This is a genomic window from Mycobacterium sp. DL440 (assembly GCF_011745145.1).
GTDB lineage: Bacteria > Actinomycetota > Actinomycetes > Mycobacteriales > Mycobacteriaceae > Mycobacterium.
On record NZ_CP050191.1, the window covers coordinates 1,498,609 to 1,517,589 of the forward strand.

Genomic DNA, 18,981 nt, shown 5'->3' on the forward strand with positions numbered 1-18,981 from the left:
GGTACTTTCGTGTCTGCTCGCGCTAGGAACGCTTGGGCGGGCGGGGCCGCACCAGCACCGACTGCTGGATCGCGCCGACCGCTCCGCTCTGGTCGAACAGCGTCCCCACGGTGGCACCGATGCCGTCGGGCCCGTAGTTGGTGTCGGCGCGGATACCGATCCACTCTCCGTCGGGCACCCGGTGGATGTGGACCACCAGATCGGTGTTGAGGAATGTCCATTTGCGGATGTCGATCTTGGAGCCGATGCCGTTGGCGTCGTCGGCGACCGCGAACAACCGCTGCAGCGGCGTCATCGGCTCGCCCTTGACCACGTCGACCGTCGGCTTGAGCCAGGACTCACCCGGGCCGGGCGCCTGCGGCACGGTCAGCCAGCGCCAGTCCACGCTGTGCACGTAGTTGGTCTCCCAGTTCTTGGCCATGTCGCGGCTGCGGGCCTGCTCCAGCGGCGGCAGCGGCTCGACGCCGGTGTGCGCGACCGAGGTGGTGTCCATCTGCAGCATCCGCCACCCGCTGGCCCGCGCCACCACCCGTCGCGCGCCGTCCGGCCCGGGCGCCAGCATTTCTGCGCTGACCAGTTCGATCTGCTTGCCCGGCCGTTCCAGCTGAGCACGCACCCACAGGTCGCCCTCCGACGGCACCCCGCCCATCAGATCGATGGACACCCGGCTCAACCGGGTGTCGGCACGGTGTTCGCAGCGTTCCAGCGCCCGCACCAGCAACGCCGACACCGGCGCGCCGTGCTGGATGGCCGCCGACCAGGTGCCGCGCGCCATGTCGGTCGCGTGGAACTTGTCACCGATCGGGTCGTTCTCATCGATCAGTTCGTAGTAAGAGTCGGACATATCAACCGTTCAGTGGTGGTGATGGGTGTCGTGATCGCCGGGTGCGGGCGTTTCGACCATCAGTGCGTCGACCCGCGACAGTTTGGTGCCGATCAGGCGCTCCGGATAGGCGTCGGTGGTGGTGACCAGAAACAGGGTGCGTCCCTCGGCGCCGCCCAGGGCGCATGCGATCGCGGTGCGCCCGTCGGCGTCGACCCGGTGTGTAACCGCAGAACCGTCGGGGGCGAACCGCTGGAACTCCTGCGCAAGGGTCAGTGCCGCCCACACCCCGCCCTCGGCGTCGATCGCGAGGCCGTCCGGCGGGCCGTCGAGCCCCTCGGCGAACACCCGCCGGTCGGCGAGGCCGCCGTCGGCACCGATGGTGAAGGCGCTCAGTCGTCGCGCGGTGGACTCCGCGACGATCAGGGTGGTGCCGTCCGGGGTGATCACCATGCCGTTCGGAAAGTCGAGATGCTCGGCGACCACCGTCACCCGGTCATCGGGGTCGATGCGCACGATCACCCCGTTGGTACGGGCCTGCGATCCGACATAGGCCCGGCCGTGCTCGTCGACCACCATGTCACCGAGGGCCGCGGGGACCAGGTCGCTGAGATCGGCCAGCAGCCCGACGGAGTCGCCGTCGTAGCGCAGCACCTGGCGGCGCTGGGTGGACACGATCAGCAGGGTGCCATCGGGCCGAAAACCCAGACCGGACGGGGAATGTCCGGGTACGGGCAGGGTGGTCATGGAGCCTGACAACGTGACCGTGTGCACGGCCTCGCCCAGCATGTCGGAGAACCACAGCAGGCCCTCGAACCAGCGCGGCCCCTCGCCGAAACAGAAACCATGCGCCAGTTCGGTTGTCCCGGTTTCTTCGGTTCCTGCAGTCATGTCCTTGCGCCTTTACAAAACACGCCATAAGTGTCACGCTCGCATGGTGCCACTGTCAACTATCGGAGCGTCGTGATGAAGAAGTTCTACGGCCACACGCTGCTGTATTTGCACGAGACCATCGACCTGGGGTCGGGGCGGACCGACCAATTTACCGAGATGTTCGGCGAGGTCTACCAACCGATGATGGAGGACCTCGGCGCGCGCCTGTTCGCGATCTGGGAAACCACGCCCTACAACGGGCACTGGCCGCAGGCGACGATCATCTGGGAGATCGACGCATTCGCCGACTACGCCCGCATCGGCAAGGCGCAGGCAGTCGGCGGCAGCCATGAGAAGCCGGCACTGCAGTGGGCGGCCTACCTGTCCGAGATCGGGGCCCGTGGTGAGGGCCGAATCATGTACGCCGGCAAGTACAACAGGACGCTCGCGCAGCTGCGAGAGGCGAACTTCGGTGCGGGTCTGGTGATTCAGGAGATCATGGAGACCAAGCCCGGGCGCCAGGACGACTACATTCGGGAACTGGAGCGGCTGTATGTGCCGTGGTCGGAAAGCACCGGTAAGCGCTGGCTGGGCTCGTTCATCACCACCTTCCGGTTCAACGAGGTGATCCACTACTGGGCGCTCGACGACGACTGGGACTGCTTCGAGAACCACTACCCGTCCTGGAAGGGAGACCCGCCCGCGGAGATCGTCACCTGGATGAGCGTGGCCCCCGCACTGCGCGACGGCTGGGAGGATTCCATCCTTTCGGCCCTGCCGCCGTCGCCACTCAAGTAGGCCCGCCATGAATCAACCTGTGCTGCAAGACTTCACGTACGACCCGTTCGATCCGGACGTGATGGCCAACCCGCTGCCGTACTACCGGGTCCTGCGCGACGAGTACCCGGTGTACTACATCGACAAGTGGGACACCTATGCGCTGTCCCGGTTCGACGACATCTGGAACATGCTCGGGGTCAACGACGGAACCTTTGTGGCCTCCGAGGGGACGCTGCCCGCCGCGAACGTCCTGGCGCACCGCAACGACGGCCCGGTGTCCGATCCGGCGCTGCATCCGATGCCCTTTCATGCCAACTTCGATTCACCGCTCTACGAGAATGTGCGGCGCTGTACCTCGGCGCAGTTCCGGCCGCGATCGGTGACCAAGCTGGCCGAGAAGATCCGGACGCTGGCCAACGAGCGGCTCGACGAGTTGCTGCCCCGAGGCAGCTTCGACTTGACGCAGGATTACGGTGGCATCGTCGCGGCCGCCATGGTCTGCGAATTCGTCGGGCTGCCAGTAGAGCTCGCGCCAGAAGTGCTGGCGACGGTCAACGCGGGCAGCCTCGCACAACCAGGGGAAGGGGTCGAGGTCGGCAACGCCCGCCCCGGCTACCTGTCCTACCTCACCCCGATCATCGAGCGCCGGCGCGCGGCAGGTCCTGACGGCAGCGTCCCGATCGCCGATGCCCTGATCGATTTCCGGCTGCCCGACGGATCGGCCTTCGGCGACATGGAGGCCGCCGTGCAGATGCTCGGCGTCTTCATCGGCGGTACCGAGACGGTCCCGAAGATCACCGCGACCGGGCTGTGGCAGCTGCTGCGCCACCCCGATCAATTGGCCGCAGTGCGTTCCGATCTCGACGGCAACGTGCCGGTTGCTCGTGAGGAGATCATCCGGCACAGCGCCCCGGCGCAGTGGTTCGCCCGAACGGTGCGGCGGCCCTACACCGTTCACGGCACCACGATCAAACCCGGCCAGCGTGTCATCACCTTGTTGGCCTCGGCTGCCCGCGACGAACGGGAATACGACAATCCGGACGATTTCGTGTGGAACCGGCCCATCGAACGGCTGCTGTCGTTCGGGCACGGCCAGCACTTCTGCCTCGGTGTCCACGTGGCCCGGATGGAGATCACGATCATGATCCAGGAGTTCCTCAAACGCGTGCCCGACTACCACATCGACGAAGCCGCGGCCTGTCGGCCGCCGTCGAGCTTCCAGTGGGGCTGGAACAACATTCCCGTGGAGGTGTGACGTGTGGTCATACCGGCTCGTCGCTCCGTATAGGTTTGAGCGGAGCGAGGTTTCAGAACCATCGCCGGAATCATTGGCCGACGGACAGGTGCTGCTGGACTTCCTGGCCGCCGGGATCTGCGGCAGCGATATTCCCGGATTCCGGGGTACCCAGGGCAAGTTGCCCGGTGACACGGGTCCCTGCGCCGCGGAGATGGCCGGCTTTCCGATCCACGAGATCGTCGGTGAGGTGCTGGCCAGCCGCCATCCGGACCACGGACCGGGGGACCGGGTGGTCGGTTGGGCGTCGGGTTTCGACGGTTTGATGGGGCAGGTGGTCGCCGACGGCGCCGGGCTGGTGTCCTACGACCCTGCGCTGTCCCCGCAGCTAGCCGTCGGCCTGCAGCCGCTGGCGTGTGTGCTCTACGCGCTGGAGCAGTTACCCGACGTCACAGGCCGCCACGTCGCGGTCATCGGACAGGGCTCGATCGGATTGCTGTTCTCCTACGTGGCAAAGGCTTTTGGCGCCTCGCGGGTCACCGGGGTGGACCCGGTGGACCGCTCGTCGGTGAGCTCACAGTTTGGCGTCGACACCCCGGTCCTGGCCACGAGCGATCGCTGGGTCAGGCATCTGGCGGGCACCGGTAAGCCTGAGATCGTCATCGAGACCGTCGGGCATCAGGTCGCCACGCTCAACCATGCCCTGGAAGCCACCGCGTTCGGAGGCACGGTGTTCTATTTCGGCGTGCCCGATGACGACAGCTATCCGATCAGCATGCGCACCATGCTCCGCAACAACCTCACCCTGAAATCTGGTGTCACCCTGGACCGCCAGCGCGTGCTGCGCCGGGCCGACGAGTTCGCCCGCGAGCACCCCGACCTGTTACCCAGCTATGTGACCCACACTTTCGGTTCGGACGATGTGCAGGCGGCGTTCGAACTCGCCTGCCGTCCGGTGCCCGAGCGCGTCAAGATCGCGATCACCCGATGAACCCCAGCAGACTGCAGGACGCGCTGGCGGCCAACGCACAGGTATGGGGCGGCTGGGTGGTGGGGCCGACGATCCTCGGCCCCGAGGAGTTCGCCGCGGCCGGCTATCACTATGTCGGATTCGACGTCCAGCATGGGTATCTCGACGATGCCGACGTGGCTCTGCTGTTGCGCCGGCTCGAGCATGTGTCGATCGCGACGGCGGTCCGGTTGCCCTCCACTGACCCCGCACCGATCGGCCGGGTGCTCGACGCGGGCGCCGACGCGGTGATCATCGCCATGGTGGAATCCGCCGAGCAGGCCGCCGCGGCAGTTGCGGCTACCCGGTACGCCCCGGCCGGGGTGCGCAGCTTCGGGCCGCTCCGGTCCGGTCTGGGACACGACACCGCCGAGTTGGAGGCTCGGGTGAGCGTGTTCGCGATGATCGAGACGGCGCGGGGCCTGGCCGCCGCCGAGGAGATCTGCGCGGAGCCCGGGCTCACCGGGATCTACGTCGGACCGGCGGACCTGGCCATCTCGATGGGATACCAACTCTCTGACGCCTGGACGAACCCCGAGGTGCGGGCGGCGATGATCGCGGTCCAAACCGCCGCGCGCGAGGCCGGACTGGTCACCGGAATCCATGCCGGGGCAGGCAAGCTCGGAAAGGCCGCGGCTGAATTGGGTTTCCAGATGGTCACGCTGGCCTCGGAATCTCAGGCGCTACGCCGCGGTGCCGCCGAGCACCTCAACGAAGCAACAGGAAATGCCGGTGGTCCGTCCACAACCGGGCACGCCGCGACCGGCACCGAACGAGGAGGCTACAACTGAACGCAGGAGCAGTGCCAAACGGCAACCGGGTCGCGTTGGTGACCGGTGCCGCACGCGGGCAGGGCGCGGCCATCGTGCGCCGGCTGGTGGCCGATGGCTACCGCGTGACGGCAACAGATCTGCTGATCGACGAACTAGCCTCCAGCACAGCTGAATTCGGTGACCAGGTGCTGGCCGCCCAGCTGGACGTAACCTCGGCCGATCAGTGGCAGGCCGCAGTGCAGGCCACCGTCGACCGGTTCGGTGGGCTCAACGCACTGGTCAACAATGCCGGTGTGCTGCACCGGGCTTCCATTGCCGAAGAAACGCCGGCCGGGTTCGAAACCTCCTGGCGCGTCAACTGTCTGGGCCCATTCCTGGGATTGCAGTCGGCCCTCGAGCCATTGCGGCAGGCTGATGGTGCTGCCGTGGTGAACACCTGCAGCACCGGCGCCGTCCGCCCGTTCCCGCACCACGCCGCGTACGGGTCATCCAAGTGGGCGCTGCGCGGGCTCACCCAGCTGGCCGCCGCCGAACTGGGCCGCGACGGGATCCGGGTCAACGCGGTGTTCCCCGGACCGGTCGAGACACCGATGCTCGACGAGTCGACCCAGCACCGGCTGGTGGACCGGGCGACGCTGGGCCGCCTGGGCACGCCGACCGAAATCGCCGACGCGGTGGCGTTTCTGCTGTCGGGTCAGGCGGCGTTCATCACCGGTTCCGAGCTCCTTGTCGACGGCGGCCAATGTCTGCAGATCGGATAGGTCGAATGTCGCGTTCACCCTCGGTGGGGATCATCGGGGCCGGGCCGGGCGGCCTGGCGCTCGGAATCTTCCTGAAAAAGGCAGGTTTCGACAATTTCACCATCTTCGACCGCGAAGACGGGGTCGGCGGGACATGGCGGATCAACACGTACCCGGGTCTGGCCTGTGACGTCAAATCGCATCTGTACTCGTATTCGTTCGAGCTCAATGCCGACTGGAGCCGGCTGTGGGCGGGGCAACCAGAGATCCTGGAGTACTTCGAGCGCTGCGCCGAGCGTTACCGGTTGGGTCCGCATCTCCACCTGAACACCGAGATCACCTCGGCGCAGTGGGACGCCGCCGCCAACAGCTGGGTGCTGACCACCGGGTCGGGTGCACAGCACCGATTCGACGTCGTGGTGTCGGCGATCGGCCTGTTCACCCAACCGCTGCAACCGGACCTACCGGCCGAGGAGCCTTTCACCGGCACCGTCATGCACACCGCGAACTGGGACCACAGCGTCGCGCTCGACGGCGCCAGGGTGGCCGTGCTCGGCACCGGATCGACTGCCTCCCAAGTAGTTCCGGAAATGGCAAAAATTGCCGAGAAGGTGTACTCGGTGCAGCGCTCGGCGACCTGGGTGCTGCCCAAACCCGACCGTCCGTACACCGAGCGGGAACGCTGGCTATTTGCCCATGTGCCGTTCGCAAAGAAGGTCTACCGGACCCGGCTGTGGCTGCGCAGTGAGTCCAACATCGCGGTCATCGAGAACGGCAGTGACAAGACGCAGGAGTTCAAGGCGCTCGCGCTCAACCTCCTCGAATCGACCGTGGACGACGAGGAACTACGCGCCAAACTGACCCCGGACCATCCGCTGGGGTGCAAGCGGCTGGTGTTCTCGCCGGATTTCATCGCGACCCTGACGAGATCCAACGTCGAGGTGGTGTCCAGTCCGGCCCGCGCGCTGCGGGCCCGGTCGCTGGTCACCGAGGACGGCCGGGAACTCGACGTCGATGTGGTGGTGTGCGCCACCGGTTATGCGGCCGCCGACTACCTCGGGCAGATCGAGGTGACCGGCGAAGGCGGGGTGTCGCTACACGACACGTGGAGTGACGGGGCATTCGCCTACCTGGGAATGACAGTGCCCGGCTTCCCCAACTTCTTCATGCTCTACGGGCCCAATACCAATGTCGGCTCCAACAGCGTCATCTTCATTCTGGAGGCGCAGGCCCGCTACGTGGTGCGAGCACTGAAACATCTTCGGCGCAAACGCAAGTCATATGTGGCGGTGCGGCCCAGTGCGATGGCCGCGTTTCTCGCCGACATCGACAGGTGGATGCAGGGCACAGTGTGGCTGACCCGGTGCAGCAGTTATTTCCGGGCCCCCAGCGGCAGGGTGGTCACCCAGTGGCCGCGCAGCGCCCGAGTCTTCTGGTCGATGACCCGCCGGTTCCGGTCCGCGGACTACACTTTCGAACCGCCCACCAATTACCCGGCCCCGGTCACCGCGGCCGCCGATCGGACGGACGGCTGAGCCATGGCCTGGCTGGAGCGCCTCGACCCCGCGTTGCACGGGTTTGCCGAGGCCCGGACCGATCTGACCACTGATCAGCTGGGCGTGGTGCGTACCTCGCTGGATCAGCGTCGCCGCGATGCTGCGCAGGTCCTGGACACCCCGGGTATTGAGATCGTCGGGGCCCGCGTCGCGCTCGGGCGGCGCACCATCGGAGTGCGCATCTATCGGGGTGGTCCGTCGCCGTCACCCGCGGTGGTCTACTGCCATTCCGGTGCCTTCGTCCTGGGCAACCTCGACACCGACCAGATCCAATGTGTGGAGTTGGCGCGGCGGGCCCGGTGCACGGTGATCGCGATGGACTACCGGTTGGCGCCCGAGTATCCGTATCCGGCCGGGTTCGACGATGCGATGGTGGTGCTCAACTGGGCGGCGTCGTTGGCCGGTGAGCTCGACATCGACGCGGGCCGCATCGCAGTGGCCGGCAGCAGCGCAGGCGGCGCGCTCGCCGCGCTGCTGGCGCAGCACGCCGCGGCCGGCTCGGCACCTCCGGTGGTGTTCCAGGCCCTGCACCAGCCGGTACTCGACGACCGTCCCACCCGATCCAAGCAGGAGTTCTCCGACACCCCGGGCTTCGACGGCCCGGCGACCGTAGCGATGTGGCGGCACTATGCGGGCGGCCGGGACGTACCGGAGACGGCCGTGCCCGCCCGGGCCGTGACCCTGACCGGTGTGGCGCCGGCATTGATCACGTGTTCGGAACTCGATCCGCTGCGCGATGAGGCACTCGACTATGCGCGCAGGCTGTTGACGGAGGGCGTTGCCACCGAACTGCATCTGTTTCCCGGGACGTGCCATGGATTCGATTCGTTGCTTCCCGAGTGGGAGGTCAGCCAGCAACTTTTCGCATTACAGGGCGCGGCGTTGCGTCGTGCCCTGCATGGATGATGCGGTAGCTGGTCAGCTCGACGGTGGTTGTGATCGACGTTGTGGGCAATAATGCAGGTCTGTTCTATCCGGATCTCGCACGGACAAATCGGTGCGGCCGGTGCGACGATGGCTGCGGCATGCCCAAGGGGTCAACCCGGGTACGTCGGGAGCGAGTGAGCGATTGAGAGGTAACTATGTCGGCCGACGACGACCGGCTCATGTACTCCGGAGACGCCAAGCACGCCAGGGAACCCCTGGCATACGGCGGACTTGACGCCCTGCTGGGACCGGTCGCGGCGCTGCCGAACGGACGGTCCCGGCACGGCGACGCCAGGGTATCGACCCCTCCCATCGTCTTGACCTCGAATTTCGCCGCTCCCCGCGAAGCGGAGATCACCACCAAACTCCCGCCGGTTCCGGGCCGCCCGATCAGTGGGTCGTCCTCAGCCGGCAGTTGGATCCTGGAACAGCCGTTCCCAGCGGCCGCACCCGGCGAACCGCGCGCCATCGACAATCTCTCCCGCGTCGGCGTGCGCTCTGCGGTCAAGATGCAGCCACGACGTGGCTGGCGGCGGGCGGTGTACGTCACCACCCGCCTCAACCTCGGGCTTTCCCGCGACGAACTGTATGAACTGGATCTCTACGCCAGGGTGCGCCGCACGGCGCGCGAGTCCCACCAGATCGGTGTCTTCGGCCTCAAGGGTGGCGTGGGAAAGACCACTGTCACCGTGGCGCTCGGATCGGTGCTGAGCGCGGTTCGTGGCGATCGGATCCTGGCTGTCGACGCCGACCCGGCCGGCGGCAACCTGGCCGACCGCGTCGGACGGCAGTCCGCGGCGACAGTGAGCGATCTCCTGGCCGCCAAGGACCTGTCGCGTTACAACGATGTCCGGGCCTACACCAGCATGAACGAGTCGAAGCTCGAGGTGCTGTCCAGCGATGAGTACAGCGGCGCCGGCCGGGCCTTCAACGATGCGGACTGGAACGCGGCGACGGCCGCTGTCTCCAAGCACTACAACCTGGTGCTGGCCGACTGCGCCGCCGACATGTTCGCCCCGGCGGGCCGGGGTGTGCTGTCGACGGTTTCGAGCGCGGTCATCGTGGCCAGCGCCTCGATCGACGGAGCCCGCCAGGCAGCGGTGACCATGGACTGGCTGCGGCACAACGGCTACCAGGATCTGCTGAACCGGTCCTGCGTCGTGGTCAACCATGTCGGGCCACGCAAACCCAACGTGAACACCGGTGACCTGGTGCATCAGTTCCAGAAGCATGTGGCCCCCGGCCGCGTGTTCGTGTTGCCGTGGGACAAGCACATCGCCGCGGGTACCGAGATCCATTTCGACCTGCTGCGGCCCGCGTTCCGGCGACGCACACTGCAACTGGCGGCGGCGCTTTCCGACGATTTCGAGGGCGGGGCGGCGCTAGCTTAATTCGCCGGTCAGAGTTCGCAACCGCACGCAGCCGACGTCCCGGTCGAGGGGAGTTCGGCGAGTACGTCCACGCGTGTCGTGTCGAAGCTAAGGAATCCCTGGATGGGTAGGGACTCCACAGGGGTGTCGGGGTAGCTCCATGCCACGTCGGCGATGACGGTGCCACCGACGACCGCCGACCAGTAGGTGGCGGTGCCCTTGTAGTTGCAGTACGACGTGGTCGAACTGGGTTGCAGGAGATCGGTGCGGACCAAGGTGGGGTCCACATACAGCCGCGGTTCCAATGCCGTCTCGAAGACGATCACCGTGTCGTCGGTGTCGACCAGAACGGTCTCGGCGGCCGTCACCCGCAGCCCGCGGCGGGTCGGCCGGCAGTCGATCCGGTGGTAGGGGTTCGGCGGGTAGTGCACGAGCTTGCGACCCTCTTCGAACCACGTGTCGACGGCATCCCAGGGCACCGCCACATATCCCGGTGCCTCGGCTACCGGCGCGTGCGGAAGGCTGCCGACCTCATCGCTGGGAAACGCATAACTGAGTGGGCGGCCGGCGCGGTGCACCATCAGGGCGTGTTCGGTGTCGAGTACGGCGACTGCGCCGCGGAAAGCTTGAATGCGCCGTGGATGCGGTTCGACGTAGACCGTGCCCTCAGCGAGCGGGGGCGTGAACCAACCGGCCGGTTGTGTACTCAACGGACCCCGCCCTGCGACGAGACTCATTGCAGCACCTCCATTTTGGCCGACCTGCTGGACGCGGGCGCGTCTGCTGGACGTAGCGGTGTCGGTTCGTGCGACCGATGGCTGCGTCCAGATAGAAGCTTTACAGATTCTCTTGAGAATGTCACGCTATTGGGCGAGGCGGGCTCACCGCAACACCCCCGTCGACAGTGCCGGCCGATCAGCCCCTTGGACCCGGATTGGATGCCTTTATGTCTCTGCAGTCAGGAATGTCCGCACAGTTGTCCGAGGTGCGCGGCGGCGGAAACGCGCTGGTCGCCGTCTCGGTCCCACACTCCCGGCCGCGGGTGCGCCCCGAGAAGGCGCTGCAGTACGAGTTGAACGTGGCGGCGGCCGATGTCGCCGGCCTGGTATCGGGCATTGGCGGATGGTTGTTCGACCGTGCGATGGCGGGGTGGCGCGTCAACATCGCCGCCGATGACTGCACGGACGAGCGGGCGCTCCGCATCCTCGGGCTGAAAGCCGTTGACCTCAACGGCCTGTGGCGGGCGGCCGGGGTGGACGCGGTTGCCATGACGGTGATCGACACCGATCGCCATGAATCCGATGACCTCGCCCTGCGCAACCCCGGCGACGACGTGGTCTATTTCGGGGAGCACGGTCCGGACCATCTCGGTGGGCCCGTGCACCGGGTGCAGTACCGGCCGAGCGCGGCGGCGCTGGCGTTCAAGGCCCACGCATTGGCGGTGGCCGGAGCGGATCCGGGGTCGGCCGGGCGCGCGGAGGCGCTGTTCCGGTGTGGGAGGTCCGCGGGCCTGCTCGACGCCGACCTGGTGCCGGTGTGTTGATGGCGGAACAGGCATCCGTCGCCGGTCTCCTCGAGGTGTTCGATGTGACGCCCGACGGGCCGGATCGGTTCGTGGGCGTCACCGGACCGGCCGGGACCGACGGCAGGCAGGTGGCCAAAGGTGCGCAAGCGCTGGGTCAGGCCATCGTCGCAGTGGCAAAGCGATTCCCGGACAAGATAATTCGTTCGGCGCATGCGGTCTTCACCAGGCCGGTCGAGATCGACTCGACTGTCGAGCTGTCAGTCAACGTGGTGCACGAGGGCCGGTCGGCGGCGACCGCGGTGGTGGCCGTCGCCCAGGATTCAGGGCTGTGCGCGACTGTGACGGTGTTGGCCGACGTGCCCGCTGGTGACGTCGTCAGTCACCACGCTTTGCGGCCCGACGTCGAGACGCCGGACGACGCCCACCCGGCCGGGCGGGCCATGGCCGGCCACGAGTTGCGCCTTGTCGACGTGGTCGACGTCAACAGCCCCGACGAAGTCGGGCCGCCCGAACTCTATGCCTGGCTGCGCTACGACCCCATCCCCGAACGCGACGACCTCGCCAAGGCGCTGCTGGCGTACTTCACCGGGCAACTCGGCATCTCGACCACCATGCGGCCACATCGTGGGGTTGGTACCGCACAGGCGCACGCCACGCTGTCCACAGCGGTGGTGTCGACGTCGGTCAGCTTCCACGAACCTGTGGAGTGGGATGGCTGGCTGCTCTACAGCCACGAGAGCACCGCGGCCGGACAGGGGATGTCGTATGTCCGCGGTCAGGTGCACACCGAGGACGGTGAGCTGCTGGCGTCATTCGCCCAGGAGGGGCTGATCCGTCCGATGCGAGCGGCGGATACGGCCATCGCGATGTCGGCCCGGTTGTAGGGCCGACGGGTGGGATGCGCGGCTAGCGGATCCAGCCGCGACGACGCAGCCAGATGTTGCGGACGACTGCCAGGAAGATGAACGCCGCGAACGTGATGAGGAACCAGTTCTCGACCTGTCCGATGTGGTTGCCGTGCATCATGACCAGCAGGAAGATCGCGGACAGGATGCCGCCGAGGTGGATCACCTTGATGTTCAGATCCGACCAGCCCCACGCTGCGGACGGCACTTCCTCGACGTCGACGCCGTTGTTGCGCTCCACTTCGGTGCTGGCCACGGTTGCTCCTCCGGATCGAACTGGCTTCTGGCTTGCGCACATTCTGGCATACGACGCTGTGTCGTACGCCGGCCACTCGGCATGAAACGAACTGGGAAGGTTGTCGATGCAGTTTTGGAGCGGTACGGCATTCATGGAAGTCGCCGACGCGTTGACGGTAGCGCCGTTTCTCGACGAGGCCGGATACCACGGCATGGTCTGCTCGGACCACATGATCTACCCGCGCGAACTGTCCTCGCCCTACCCGGATTCCCCGACCGGCAAGCCCCCCTGGGCGCCCGAGACCGGCTGGCCGGATTCCTGGGTTCTGATCGGGGCGATGGCGGCGCTCACGCGTCGGCTGCGCTTCTCCAACGCCATCTACGTGGCGCCGGCACGTCCGTTGCTCGAGGTTGCCAAACAGGTGGCGACGGCTGCGGTGATCTCCGGGGGGCGGGTGTCGCTCGGCGTGGGCGTCGGCTGGATGAGGGAGGAGTTCGAGCTCATGGGCCAGGATTTCGACACTCGCGGGAAACGGCTCGACGAGATGATCCCGGCCCTGCGCGAACTGTGGCGCGGCGGCTGGGTGTCGTACGAAGGCCGCTACTACTCGGTTCCCGAGATGATGATCGAACCGCACCCGCCGGCACCGGTGCCGATCCTGTGCGGCGGTGAATCCGAGGCGGCGCTGCGGCGCGCGGCCCGCACGTGCGACGGCTGGATCGGCTACGCGTACACCCTGGAGCAGGCCTCTCGATACACCGCCCGGCTGGCTGACCTTCGACGTGAATATGGGCGCGAGCGCGAGCCATTCGACATCATCCTGGCGCTGCTGGATCCGCCGTCGCCGGATCTGTACAAGCGAGCTGAGGATCTCGGCATCACCGCGGTGATGTGTGCGCCCTGGCTCTCAATGCCCAACGGCGCCACCGGCGTCGACCGGTTCCGGGGTCCCATCGAGCAATTCGCGGAAACCGTCATCGCAAAGGTCTGCTAGTCGGGGCCGCTCGGTCGGCGTCACTATGATCGCGCTAAACCGGTGTGGAGAGGGGGCTCATGAAACGCACGGTGATGCGCGTCGGCCAATCCGGCGCAGCCGGTGTCCTCATCGCCCTCGGGATCGGACTCGGCGCTTATAACGCCTGGTGGGTGGCGGTGTTGGTGTCAATCCCGCTCATCGTCGTGGGTCTTGCGATTGCACCCCGACCCTCCCGGACATCCGAGCTCGAGGTGTTCAGGGACCCGGCGCACCCGCAGGCGGTGCCGGTCCGTGTCGACGCACTCGCCCGCAGCAGCCTCACCGAGGACGACCTGCAGCCGACATTGGTGAGCGCGACGATCAGCCCGCCGCACGACACCGCGTATCAGGCGCGGTGGATCGCGTCGATGTCGCGCGGCAACTTCCGCTCACTGACAGAAAATCCGCTCACGGCGCTGCCGCCAGATGCACTCCCCGCGCGCGACGTTTCCCGTACGCCGGGCTTCGGCGATCACCCCGGCACCCGCGCCGTGGTCTATCCGGTGGTGACAGTGCTGGTGACGCTCGCGGTGCTGTTCGGGGTCGGCGATGCCTGGCACATCTCATTCGACCGGCCCGCATCGCCTGCGCCGCGTGCCGATACCGCGACCAAGTCGAAGAGCATGAACTTCAACGCCCGTCGTGACGGCATGGTGCGGGCGATCACCGAGCAGTTCGGCCCCGCCGCGTCCAACAATCTGCTCGATCTGCGCCTCACCGGCAGCGGCTCGGACTACGGCACGGTGCTCGACCCGACCAACGGTGACGCGACGATCGTCTACATCAACAACAGCGGAGACGCGTTCACCACACCCTCCGCGCAGGTTCTCCGCAAGGACAGCACCTTCACGGCCGCCGAGATCGCGGCGACCGATCTGGACGCGATCGCCGAAAAGATGGCCGAACACGCGGACGCTGCCGGGCGGCGGGGCGACCTGGAGATCGAAAGGTCGGGGCCCGGTGCTCCGGTGATTCTGACCGGCAAATTCGGTGGCAAGACGATCAACGGCCTCCCGGACGGCACGGTGGGCGAGATCTTCGACCCGGCCGATTTCACCGTGTCGTTCCAAAAAGCGCGAGACACCTTGGCGCTGGCCCGGATTGCGCCGACAGACCGCGTGCTGACGAACTTCGAGATCAGGGGCACGCATCGGGCCACACCGACCGCGCATCCGAGTGAACTGCAGAGCAGCGGCGGAGTGCTGCTGGATTTCGACACCGGAGACCGGTCCGGCCAGATCGTCATGGTGCCGGGGGAGTTGCCCGAGGTCGAGGACAAGTCCTACCACTCGGGAAGGCAGAAGTTCGCCTTCGACGACATCAGCCAAGAGGCTTTCGAATCCGTTCGCGCACAGGCGATGCAGCGGGGTGGCCTCGAACCGTATGAGCGCGAGGCCGTCGAGATCTGGATGACGGACCGGGAGATCGATCAGCATCGGCTGGCGATCCGGATCGAACTCGCGGGAGTGGATGCGGCAACCGGGACCTACTCGCTCACCGGCGAGTTCCTCGCGCCCGGCGCCATCTGAGCGTCAGCTCGACCGGGCCGCCGCCGGACTCAGCTCGGCCTGGCGGCCTCGATGGCCCGCCGTGTGACGCCTTCCAGTTGCGCGAGTTGCACTTTGGGTGGGTGTAGAACGCCACGGTCGACGAGTTTGGTGACGATGTCGCGGACGCGACCGTAGTACGTCGCCTGCTCGGCAGGTGTGGTGCTCGATGTGGCGTGGTTGTACAGCTTGAGTGCGGTATCCAGTTCAGCGCGTTCGGACGCATCGAGGTAGGACGTGCCGACCTTCTTCCCGTGCGATTCGCAGGCGATCCAGGCCCGGCGCAGGGTCACCACCGCCTGTTGGTAGGCGTCGGCCAGTCCACGGTTGCCCGGGTAGTGCTCGGTGCGCAATGCCTGGGCCTCGTCCAGGGCGACGTGGAACGTCTGCGTGGGTTCGACGGTCACGTCGGTGATCGCGGGATAGCGCAACAGCATCGCCGGGTCGAGTTCGTAGGCGCCGTACGCGCCGAGGATGTCGCTGTGACGCCGGGCGGCGTCTTCCCATAACCGCTGCGCCGCCTCGTCGGTTCCGGCGTCGGCGATCCGCGATCCCGAAACCGGCGGTTCTACCCCGGGTTCGGAGTCGGGCAACGTCGATTCCAAACGGCGGAGGATCTCGGCCGCCGCGGGATCGGACCCGACCACGGCCACCCGCCACTCCTCGCTGCCGGCGTCGGCGGCGAAGGTCAGTGTCAGGTACTTCTGGCCGCGCACCGTCAATAGCCGACCATCGGTCGTGGTGTCATCGGCCGGTCCCGCTTGACCCACCGCGATCAGCGACGACAGCGGGTAGCTGACGATCCCGTGGAACTCGTCACCGAGATAGACGGTGTCGTCATCGACCGTGATCAGTATCGCGCCCGGCTTCTCCAGCCGTCCATGGGCCACCGCGGCCAGTCCGGCAGCGATGAATATCGCCACGACGACCGCCGTGACCAGGCCAGACACTTCGGCGTAGCTCAGCGCCACCAGCGTGACCATCCCGGTCACCAGAGCAGTGCTCGACGCGACGGCGGACCTGCGGTGGCGGCGGGTCAGATACTCGGTCCGAGCAGTCACGGGGACCACCCGGGCGTCCTCGGCAGAGTTCATCCGCCCGAGCATACGGTCGCCTCGAGGTGACCGCCTCGCGCACACCGCATCCGGAGCCATCTCAGTCGGCACCCCGGAGGGCACCGCGGCTCGGCTCGAACTGAAGACCTACTCCGGCACCGTCGACAACGGGTTGCAGCCCTCGGACGGCCCGGTCGACGGAGACGAGAAATTCAGGGCTGCAGGCCCGCACCGGTGTGCTCTATGCCCAGGATTGCAGCCACATGCTGACCTGAATGCTCGGCATAACCGCCTCGGAGCCCCGGCCAGTCAGGTGGCGTACCGACCAGTATCCACTTAGGCCGGATCGAACCGGAACACCGTCAAACGCCCTGCCAGTGCCTCGAATTCGTCGGGTGTGCCGTCGACCACCAGGCCGCTGCGCTTGGCGAAGCCGACACCGACCGGAACCTTGACCGCGAACGCTCGCAGCACCGGACGCGACTGGTCCGGCGTGAGTTCGACGATCCTGACCGTCCGGGACCGTCGGCCTCGGGCGAGTGTTCCGGTATCGGCGGCGCGCGCATTGGCCGCCCAGTCCGAGCCGGGGTAGCCCGCCACCGTGTAGAGCCCGCCGTCGTGGTCGAACGGTGTCATCGGAGTGCTGCGCGGTTTGCCCGTCTTGCGGCCCGGAACGGTCAGCACCATCGCCGGCCCGGTCGGGATGCCGACGCGCTGCACTGCCATCATGAACTTGTTCATCGGCTTGAGCCAGCGCGGTGGGCGCGGCTCGGTCGTGTGCTCCGACATGTCTTGTCCTCCTCAGTTATTGGTGAAGAGCTCACCGTGGTCGGCTACCCAATCGCCGAACGGCGTGGCCGGCCTACCGAGAATCTTGTCCACCTCCTGGGTAACCAGTGCGGGCCGTTCGACCGTGTCGGCCAACAGGCCCATGTAGGCATCGGCGAACGCAGCCGGAAAGCCCAGATCGACGAACCGCTGCCGCGCCACGTCGGTGGGCACCTCGCGATAGTGCAGCGGCCGTCCCAGTACCCGCCCGATCGTGGCTACCAGTTCGGTGTTGGTCAGCGCATGCGGCCCCGTCAGCGGGATGCGCTGTCCCACAAGGTCGTCGGTGAGCAGCGCGACCGCGGCAACAGCGGAGATGTCGGCGTCGACGATCACCGCCGTGGATGCGCCGGCGTACGGTCCGCTCACCACATCGCCGGCCCGGATCTGCGCCGACCACATGCCGGCGAAGTTGGATGCGAACACCGTGGGGCGCAGGCTGACCCACTCCAGGCCGGAAGCCACGGCCAGCTCCTCGACTTCGCGGTTGCGGTCACCGCGCACACGTGACGGTTGCCGGGAGTCGTCGTCATCGGCGTTGATCGCCGACAATGCGACGAGGCGTTGCACCCCGGCGGCGCGGGCCAGTTCGACTGTCGCGGCGAGTTCCTGCCCCAGGGCCCGGGAATTGAGTAAGACCGCCGATGCGCCTGCCATACCTTCGGCAGCAGATCGCACCGCTTCGACACCGGGCGGGAACCCGGCGGCGTCCGGATCGCGGGTGACGGCGCGCACGCGGGCACCGGCATGGACGAGTTCGGAGACGAGCGGGCGGCCGACGTTGCCGGTTGCGCCCGTGACGAGAATTGTGTTCATGCGATCAAGGACGGGGCGGCCGTCCAAAAAGTTACAACAGAAGTCGGATCGGAGATCCGGTAACTTTCCGGACCCCGGATTCGTCGTACACACATGAACAGATCTGTCCGTCTCGAGGCGGCGTGGCGCGACCATCACCCATATCTGGTCAACCTCGCCTACCGGATGCTGGGCGACATCGGCGACGCCGAAGACGTCGCACAAGAGGCATTTCTTCGGCTGGCCCGCGCCGACCAGGAACACCTCGATGATGTCCGGGCCTGGTTGACCGTGGTGGCCGGCCGGCTGTCGCTGGATGTCCTGCGGTCCGCGCGGGCCCGATTCGAACGCCCCGACGGCTCCGCCGCACTCGACACCACCGCGGCTGTCGGCTCCGACCCGGCAGACCGCGTCACGCTCGACGACCAGGTCGGCTCGGCGCTGCTGGCGGTGCTCACCCGGCTCAGTCCCGGCGAGCGCGTCGCATTCGTACTGCACGACATCTTCCGGATCCCGTTCGACGACATCGCCGACACGGTGGGACGCCCGGTCGGAACGTGCCGCCAGTTGGCGCGTCGGGCCCGGACGAAGGTGACCGGCGCCGCGCCGACGCTGGACGAGGTCAGTGCCGACGAGCACCGGCAGGTCACCGATGCGTTCATCACCGCGTGTGCCAACGGTGACGTGGAGGCGTTGGCCTCGGTGCTCGACGCGAGTGTCTGGGGTGTCGGCACCGTGCTCACCGACCCGGCCCTCCGTCAGGTCAACCACGGCCGCAGGGAAGTCGCGACAAACCTGCTCCGCTACCTCGGGCCGGGGGCGACGGTGGTGTGCGCGGCCGAGCCTGTGCTGCTGGCCTACGACCGGCACCGGCTGTTCGCCGTCGTGGTGCTGACCATCCGCGACGGGCTGGTGCTCAAGATCGAGGCCACCGCCGATCCGTCGGCCCGGATGCATTAGGGGACGCCGGTCACAGCGCGGCACAATG

Annotated in this window: 20 protein-coding genes; 13 read left to right on the plus strand and 7 right to left on the minus strand. The window is 67.1% G+C overall.

Annotated elements, in window-relative coordinates:
* Positions 1–22: 22 nt before the first annotated feature.
* Complete coding sequence (locus tag HBE63_RS07425) at positions 23–844, minus strand: thioesterase family protein (protein ID WP_166904183.1); 822 nt, start codon at positions 842–844, stop codon at positions 23–25.
* Between the two features lie 9 nt (positions 845–853).
* Positions 854–1,714, minus strand: a complete 861-nt coding sequence (locus HBE63_RS07430) for an SMP-30/gluconolactonase/LRE family protein (protein ID WP_166904184.1) — start codon at positions 1,712–1,714, stop codon at positions 854–856.
* Positions 1,715–1,789: 75 nt separating this feature from the next.
* Here HBE63_RS07430 and HBE63_RS07435 point away from each other — a divergent pair, with 75 nt between their 5' ends.
* The 8 genes from HBE63_RS07435 (at position 1,790) to HBE63_RS07470 (ending at position 10,106) form a co-directional block, all read left to right on the plus strand.
* Complete coding sequence (locus HBE63_RS07435) at positions 1,790–2,494, plus strand: NIPSNAP family protein (protein ID WP_166904185.1); 705 nt, start codon at positions 1,790–1,792, stop codon at positions 2,492–2,494.
* Between the two features lie 7 nt (positions 2,495–2,501).
* On the plus strand, positions 2,502–3,731 hold the full coding sequence (locus HBE63_RS07440; RefSeq protein ID WP_166904186.1) for a cytochrome P450: 1,230 nt from the start codon (positions 2,502–2,504) through the stop codon (positions 3,729–3,731).
* A 1-nt stretch (position 3,732) separates the two neighbouring features.
* Positions 3,733–4,701 carry a zinc-binding dehydrogenase gene (locus HBE63_RS07445; RefSeq protein ID WP_166904187.1) on the plus strand — a complete coding sequence of 323 codons (969 nt, stop codon included), beginning with the start codon at positions 3,733–3,735 and terminating at the stop codon, positions 4,699–4,701.
* Positions 4,698–5,510, plus strand: a complete 813-nt coding sequence (locus HBE63_RS07450) for an HpcH/HpaI aldolase/citrate lyase family protein (protein WP_166904188.1) — start codon at positions 4,698–4,700, stop codon at positions 5,508–5,510. The genes HBE63_RS07445 and HBE63_RS07450 overlap by 4 nt, the downstream gene beginning before the upstream one ends.
* 11 nt (positions 5,511–5,521) lie before the next feature.
* The gene (locus HBE63_RS07455) at positions 5,522–6,253 is read left to right on the plus strand and encodes an SDR family NAD(P)-dependent oxidoreductase (RefSeq protein WP_166904189.1); all 732 of its coding nucleotides are present in this window, start codon (positions 5,522–5,524) and stop codon (positions 6,251–6,253) included.
* The gene (locus HBE63_RS07460) at positions 6,235–7,767 is read left to right on the plus strand and encodes an NAD(P)/FAD-dependent oxidoreductase (RefSeq protein WP_166904190.1); all 1,533 of its coding nucleotides are present in this window, start codon (positions 6,235–6,237) and stop codon (positions 7,765–7,767) included. Before HBE63_RS07455 ends, HBE63_RS07460 begins: the two co-directional genes overlap by 19 nt.
* 3 nt (positions 7,768–7,770) lie before the next feature.
* Positions 7,771–8,694, plus strand: coding sequence for an alpha/beta hydrolase (locus tag HBE63_RS07465; RefSeq protein ID WP_166904191.1), 924 nt, complete (start codon positions 7,771–7,773; stop codon positions 8,692–8,694).
* Positions 8,695–8,870: 176 nt separating this feature from the next.
* Positions 8,871–10,106: a MinD/ParA family protein gene (locus HBE63_RS07470; RefSeq protein WP_166904192.1), complete on the plus strand. Its 1,236-nt coding sequence runs from the start codon at positions 8,871–8,873 to the stop codon at positions 10,104–10,106.
* A gap of 8 nt (positions 10,107–10,114) precedes the next feature.
* On the opposite strand, the gene HBE63_RS07475 is transcribed toward HBE63_RS07470, so the two are convergent.
* Positions 10,115–10,822, minus strand: coding sequence for a DUF427 domain-containing protein (locus HBE63_RS07475; RefSeq protein ID WP_166904193.1), 708 nt, complete (start codon positions 10,820–10,822; stop codon positions 10,115–10,117).
* A 209-nt stretch (positions 10,823–11,031) separates the two neighbouring features.
* Here HBE63_RS07475 and HBE63_RS07480 point away from each other — a divergent pair, with 209 nt between their 5' ends.
* Together HBE63_RS07480 and HBE63_RS07485 are read left to right on the plus strand one after the other, a co-directional pair.
* The gene (locus HBE63_RS07480) at positions 11,032–11,628 is read left to right on the plus strand and encodes a hypothetical protein (protein WP_166904194.1); all 597 of its coding nucleotides are present in this window, start codon (positions 11,032–11,034) and stop codon (positions 11,626–11,628) included.
* Positions 11,628–12,494 carry an acyl-CoA thioesterase II gene (locus tag HBE63_RS07485; RefSeq protein WP_166904195.1) on the plus strand — a complete coding sequence of 289 codons (867 nt, stop codon included), beginning with the start codon at positions 11,628–11,630 and terminating at the stop codon, positions 12,492–12,494. The genes HBE63_RS07480 and HBE63_RS07485 overlap by 1 nt, the downstream gene beginning before the upstream one ends.
* Positions 12,495–12,516: 22 nt before the next feature.
* Here the strand turns inward: HBE63_RS07485 and HBE63_RS07490 are convergent, their stop codons facing one another.
* Positions 12,517–12,771 carry a DUF2631 domain-containing protein gene (locus HBE63_RS07490; RefSeq protein ID WP_166904196.1) on the minus strand — a complete coding sequence of 85 codons (255 nt, stop codon included), beginning with the start codon at positions 12,769–12,771 and terminating at the stop codon, positions 12,517–12,519.
* 106 nt (positions 12,772–12,877) lie between these two features.
* On the opposite strand from HBE63_RS07490, the gene HBE63_RS07495 reads away from it, so the two are divergent.
* Positions 12,878–13,747: a TIGR03619 family F420-dependent LLM class oxidoreductase gene (locus HBE63_RS07495; RefSeq protein ID WP_166904197.1), complete on the plus strand. Its 870-nt coding sequence runs from the start codon at positions 12,878–12,880 to the stop codon at positions 13,745–13,747.
* Between the two features lie 59 nt (positions 13,748–13,806).
* Positions 13,807–15,297, plus strand: coding sequence for a hypothetical protein (locus HBE63_RS07500; RefSeq protein ID WP_208301318.1), 1,491 nt, complete (start codon positions 13,807–13,809; stop codon positions 15,295–15,297).
* Positions 15,298–15,326: 29 nt separating this feature from the next.
* On the opposite strand, the gene HBE63_RS07505 is transcribed toward HBE63_RS07500, so the two are convergent.
* From HBE63_RS07505 to HBE63_RS07515, 3 genes are all read right to left on the minus strand, one after another.
* On the minus strand, positions 15,327–16,409 hold the full coding sequence (locus HBE63_RS07505) for a hypothetical protein (RefSeq protein ID WP_166904198.1): 1,083 nt from the start codon (positions 16,407–16,409) through the stop codon (positions 15,327–15,329).
* A gap of 297 nt (positions 16,410–16,706) precedes the next feature.
* Positions 16,707–17,159, minus strand: a complete 453-nt coding sequence (locus HBE63_RS07510) for a nitroreductase family deazaflavin-dependent oxidoreductase (RefSeq protein ID WP_166904199.1) — start codon at positions 17,157–17,159, stop codon at positions 16,707–16,709.
* Positions 17,160–17,171: 12 nt separating this feature from the next.
* Positions 17,172–18,014 (minus strand): NAD(P)H-binding protein, encoded by an 843-nt coding sequence (locus HBE63_RS07515; protein ID WP_166904200.1) that lies wholly within the window; start codon positions 18,012–18,014, stop codon positions 17,172–17,174.
* A gap of 93 nt (positions 18,015–18,107) precedes the next feature.
* Between HBE63_RS07515 and sigI the strand changes: the two genes are divergently transcribed.
* Complete coding sequence (sigI, locus tag HBE63_RS07520) at positions 18,108–18,953, plus strand: RNA polymerase sigma factor SigI (RefSeq protein ID WP_166904201.1); 846 nt, start codon at positions 18,108–18,110, stop codon at positions 18,951–18,953.
* The last annotated feature ends 28 nt before the right edge of the window (positions 18,954–18,981 follow it).